Raw genomic sequence first — 4,841 nt, 5'->3', positions numbered from 1 at the left:
GGGCGCGCCGGTCGTCGCCGTCGCCGGGACGCGCGGGCTGACCGGGGAGCGGCTGCGGCGGGCGCGGATCCAGGCCGTCTACGCGCTGGCCGACATCGAGCCGGATCCCGAGCGGCGGATCCGGCGGGCGGGGCCGCTGCTGGAGCAGCTCACGGTCGCCATCGCCGACGAATGGCTGCCGCCCGCCCCGTGACGGCCGCCGCGACCCGGCCCCCGCGACCGGCCCGCCGCCCCGTTTTACACATTGTCATCCAATGAGGCGATACCTTTGCACTCTGCACATGGCCGGGCGGGGTGGGACGGCCTCACTCTAGGCGTAAAGCCTGGTCAGCATTGATGGAGGACACCCGTGAAGATCGGCGTTCCACAAGAGATCAAGAACCATGAGTACCGGGTGGCCATCACCCCGGCGGGTGTGCACGAGCTGACCCGCCACGGTCACGAGGTGTTCGTCGAGCGCGGCGCGGGTCTCGGGTCGGCCATCCCCGACGACGAGTTCTCCGCGGCCGGCGCCAAGATCCTCGACGGCCCGGACGAGGTGTGGGCCGAGGGCGACCTGATCCTCAAGGTCAAGGAGCCCATCGCGGCGGAGTACCACCGCATGCGCGCCGGGCAGACGCTGTTCACCTACCTGCACCTGGCCGCGTCCCGCGAGTGCACCGACGCGCTGCTGTCGGCCGGCGTGACGGCCATCGCCTACGAGACCGTCCAGCTGCCGGACCGCTCGCTGCCGCTGCTGGCCCCGATGTCGGAGGTCGCCGGGCGGCTCGCCCCGCAGGTGGGCGCCTACAACCTGATGGCCTCCAACGGCGGGCGCGGCGTGCTGCCCGGCGGCGTGCCGGGCGTGGCCCCCGCCAGGGTCGTGGTGATCGGCGGCGGCGTCTCCGGGTTGAACGCGGCGCAGATCGCCGTCGGCATGGGCGCCGAGGTGACGATCCTGGACGTCAACGTCGACCGGCTCCGCCAGATCGACGCCATCTACCAGGGCCGGCTGCGCACGCTGGTGTCCAACGCGTACACGCTCGAGCAGCAGGTCCGCGAGGCCGACCTGGTGATCGGCGCGGTGCTCATCCCGGGCGCCAAGGCGCCCAAGCTGGTCTCCAACGAGCTCGTGGCCGGCATGAAGGCCGGCGCGGTGCTGGTGGACATCGCGATCGACCAGGGCGGCTGCTTCGAGGACTCGCGGCCCACCACGCACGCCGACCCCACCTACCGCGTACACGACTCGATCTTCTACTGCGTGGCCAACATGCCGGGCTCGGTACCGAACACCTCCACCTACGCCCTCACCAATGTCACGCTCCCCTACGCGGTCACCATCGCGGACAAGGGGTGGCGGCGCGCCCTGACCGAGAACGCGGCGCTGGCCCTCGGCCTCAACACGCACGCGGGCGAGCTGGTCTACGACCACGTCGCCGAGGCGCACGGCCTGTCCTACACGCCGCTCGCCTCCGTCCTGGAGGACTGACCGGCCGTGAGCGCCGGACCCCCATGGGGCCCTCTACAGTGGGGCCCATGGGGGAACTGATCGTTCTGAGGCACGGCGAGACCGAGTGGAGCCGCGGCGGCCGGCACACGGGCCGCACCGACGTCCCGCTCACCCCGCGCGGCGAGGACCAGGCGCGCTCGCTCCCCTCCCTGCTCGAAGGGCGCCGCGTCGTCCGCACCCTGTCCAGCCCCGCCGAGCGCGCGCGGCGCACCGCCGAACTGGCGGGCCTGCGCGTGGACGACGTGGATCCCGACCTGTGGGAGTGGGACTACGGCGGCTACGAGGGGATCACCAGCGCGGAGATCCGCGAGGAACGGCCCGGCTGGTTCCTGTGGGACGACGGCGTGATCGCGGGCGACGCCGGGCACCCCGGGGAGAGCGTGCGGCAGGTCGGGGAGCGGGCCGACGCGGTGCTGGAGCGGGCGCGGCCACTGCTGGCCGACGGGAATGTGGCACTGGTCGCGCACGGGCACGTGCTGCGCGTGCTCACGGCGCGCTGGCTCGGCCTGGAGCCCGCGCTCGGACGGCTGTTCGCCCTGGACACCGGGACCCTGTCGACGCTGGGCGCCGAGCACGGCCGCCCGGTGATCACGTCCTGGAACGTGCCCTCGCGCTGACGCCCGCCCCGGCGGCGGGACGGCGCGGAGCCGGCGGCGGGACGGTCGCGGCCGAGCGAGCGTCCCCGCCAGCGCATAGGATGCACCTGGGCGGATCACCCCGGAGGGGTATGGCCGAAACCGCCCCGGGATCGATTGCGAGGACGGAGATGGCCACCAGCGAGACCCCCATCCGCGGCTACACCGCCACCAAGGACCAGCTCCAGACCCGGCTCCACCGGATCGAGGGCCAGGTGCGCGGCATCGAGCGGATGGTGGAGGACGACCGCTACTGCATCGACGTCCTCACCCAGATCAGCGCCGTCCAGGCCGCCCTGGACAAGGTCGCTCTCGGCCTGCTCGACGGGCACGTGCGGCACTGCGTCGCCGAGGGCGCCGAGGAGGGCAAGGGCGAGGCGATGTCCACCGAGCTGATGGCCGCCGTCGGCCGCCTCATGCGCCGCGGCTGACCGGCGCGGTCCCGCAGCACAGTCCTCCGGCCCGGTCCCGCGCCAGTTCTCCGGCTCAGTCCTCCGGCTCGTCCACCGCCTCGTCGCGCTCGCCCGGCTCGGTCTGCTCGGCGACCCAGGCGAGATAGTCCATGCTGCCCGCCACCACGGGCGTCGCGATGATCTCGGGGGTGTCGTAGGAGTGCAGCTCGGTGATCAGGGTGGCCAGCTCGTCGAAGCGGTCGGCGGTGGTCTTGAACACCACCATCCACTCCTCGGCCGACTCGATCTCGCCCTCCCACCAGTAGGTGCTGGCGATGGGGCCGACGAGCTGGGCGCACGCCGCGAGCCGCTCGGCGACGGCCGAGTTGGCCAGTTCGGCGGCCTCGGAGCGGGAGTCGCTCGTGGTCGTCACCTGGACGTAAGACTGCGCCATGGCACGACTCCTTCCCTCTCCCCGTCCGCGCACGCCTGACCCGCGGGCCCTAGCGGGCCGGGGTGACGACGAGCGCGCTGCCGCCGCCGCGGCGGACGGGTTCGGCGACCGCCTGGACGAGGCCGGGCCGCAGCACCTCCAGCGCGGTGGCGGCCCCGATGACGCCCCGCGGCGGGCCGGGGAACGGTTCCAGCCGGTGCCCGCGCGCGGCGAGCTCCCGGCCGTACCGCTCGATGAAGGCCGGCTCGGCGAACACCTGCGGGGTGTTGCGCTGGGTGGCGCGCGGGGCGGCGAGCGCGGCGGGCAGGTCCAGGCCGAGGTCGATCCGGTCGAGCAGGATCTGCAGGACGGTCGTGATGATGGTCGACCCGCCGGGCGTCCCGAGGGCGAGCCTCGGCCGGCCGTCCTTGAGCACGAGGGTCGGCGCCATGCTGCTGCGCGGCCGCTTGTGCGGGCCGGCCAGGTTCGGGTCGGCCGGGGCACCGGGCGCGGGCGGCTGCAGGGTGAAGTCGGTCAGCTCGTTGTTGAGCAGGAACCCGCGGCCGGGAACGGTGATGCCGCTGCCGCCGAACTGCTCGATGGAGACGGTGTAGGCGACGACGTTCCCCCACTTGTCCGCCACGACCAGGTGCGTGGTCTGCGGGCCCTCGAACGCCAGCGCCCGGGTCTGCGTGCCGGGCGGGACGCACGGCGCGTACCGGCCGTCCGGCGACCCCGGCGGGACGGGCGCGACGGCGGCCTGGCCGGGTTTGATCAGGCAGGCCCGCTCGCGGGCGAACCCGGACGACAGCAGTTCCTCCAATGGCACGCTCACCTTGGCGGGGTCGCCGACGTAGGCGCCGCGGTCGGCGTAGGCGAGCTTGGACGCCTCCAGGTAGTAGTGCAGGGCGGTGACCGGGTCGCGCGCGTCGAGCCGGAAGTTGCCCAGGATGTTGAGGGCCTCCCCGACCGTGGACCCGCCCGACGACGAGGGCGGCTCGCCGTACACGTCCAGCCCCCGGTAGGGGACGTGCGTCGGCTGCTTGGACAGCGCGCGGTAGGCGGCGAGGTCCCCGGTCGTCATCAGGCCGGGACGGACCTTGCGGGTGGCGGCCGGGTCGACCGGCGGCGCGGTGACCGTCCGCGCGACCTCCGCGCCGAGACCGCCCTTGTACAGCCAGTCCGGGCCGCGCCGGGCCAGCTCGCGATAGGTGCGGGCGAGGTCGGGGTTGCGGAAGGTGCTGCCCACCGCGGGCACCCTGCCGCCCGGCAGGAAGAGCTCACGGGTGGGGACGATGTCCCGGAAGCGCGCCTCGTTCAGCGCGGTCTGGTCGTGGAACTCCTGGTCGACGGTGAAGCCGCGCTCGGCGACGCGGATCGCGGGCCGCAGCAGGGTGCGCAGGTCGCGGGTGCCGAAGCGGCGCAGCGCGAGGTCCCACTGGGCGAGCGTGCCGGGCACGCCGACGCCGAGCCCGCTGGTGACGGCCTCGTCGAAGGGCAGCGCCCGGCCGGTCGCCGGGTCGACGAAGGAGTCCGGCCGCGTCGCCTTCGGCGCGAACTCGCGGCCGTCGAGGGCGTACACGCGCCGGGACCGGGCGTCGTAGTAGGTCAGGTAACCGCCGCCGCCGATCGCCGACACGTACGGCTCGGTGACCCCGAGCGTGGCCCCGGCCGCGATCGCGGCGTCCATCGCGTTGCCGCCGTGGCGGAGCACCTCGACGGCCGCGCGGCTGGCGTCCGGGTCGACGGTGGACACGGCGCCGCCGTAGCCGGTGGCGACCGGCCGCCGGTCGGGCGGGGCGGGCCGCGCCGCGGTGCCTTCCCCGGTCCCGGTGGGCCAGGCGCCCCTGGGCAGGGGCCCGGGTTCGCTCCGCCGGGTGGCCGGTCCGGCG

General features: G+C 74.3%; 5 protein-coding genes and 1 pseudogene. 4 read left to right on the top strand and 2 right to left on the bottom strand.

Annotated elements, in window-relative coordinates; all coding sequences use genetic code 11:
- From E1291_RS39290 to E1291_RS39275, 4 genes and pseudogenes are all read left to right on the top strand, one after another.
- Positions 1-193, top strand: a pseudogene (locus tag E1291_RS39290) (glycerate kinase); the annotation flags it as partial.
- Between the two features lie 156 nt (positions 194-349).
- On the top strand, positions 350-1,468 hold the full coding sequence (gene ald / locus E1291_RS39285; protein WP_131743094.1) for an alanine dehydrogenase: 1,119 nt from the start codon (positions 350-352) through the stop codon (positions 1,466-1,468).
- Positions 1,469-1,515: 47 nt separating this feature from the next.
- A complete protein-coding gene (locus E1291_RS39280; RefSeq protein ID WP_131743093.1) occupies positions 1,516-2,106 on the top strand; it encodes a histidine phosphatase family protein in 591 nt (196 codons plus the stop codon).
- A 149-nt stretch (positions 2,107-2,255) separates the two neighbouring features.
- The gene (locus E1291_RS39275) at positions 2,256-2,555 is read left to right on the top strand and encodes a metal-sensitive transcriptional regulator (protein ID WP_131743092.1); all 300 of its coding nucleotides are present in this window, start codon (positions 2,256-2,258) and stop codon (positions 2,553-2,555) included.
- Positions 2,556-2,610: 55 nt separating this feature from the next.
- On the opposite strand, the gene cutA is transcribed toward E1291_RS39275, so the two are convergent.
- Both cutA and ggt read right to left on the bottom strand, forming a co-directional pair.
- Complete coding sequence (cutA, locus tag E1291_RS39270; protein ID WP_131743091.1) at positions 2,611-2,970, bottom strand: divalent-cation tolerance protein CutA; 360 nt, start codon at positions 2,968-2,970, stop codon at positions 2,611-2,613.
- Between the two features lie 49 nt (positions 2,971-3,019).
- A complete protein-coding gene (gene ggt, locus E1291_RS39265; protein WP_242614661.1) occupies positions 3,020-4,705 on the bottom strand; it encodes a gamma-glutamyltransferase in 1,686 nt (561 codons plus the stop codon).
- Between the last annotated feature and the right edge of the window lie 136 nt (positions 4,706-4,841).

Origin of the sequence: Actinomadura roseirufa (genome assembly GCF_900659635.1) — a bacterium.
Lineage (GTDB): Bacteria > Actinomycetota > Actinomycetes > Streptosporangiales > Streptosporangiaceae > Spirillospora > Spirillospora roseirufa.
The sequence above is the reverse complement of the archived record's forward strand: the minus strand, read 5'-3'. Positions and strand labels throughout refer to the sequence as shown.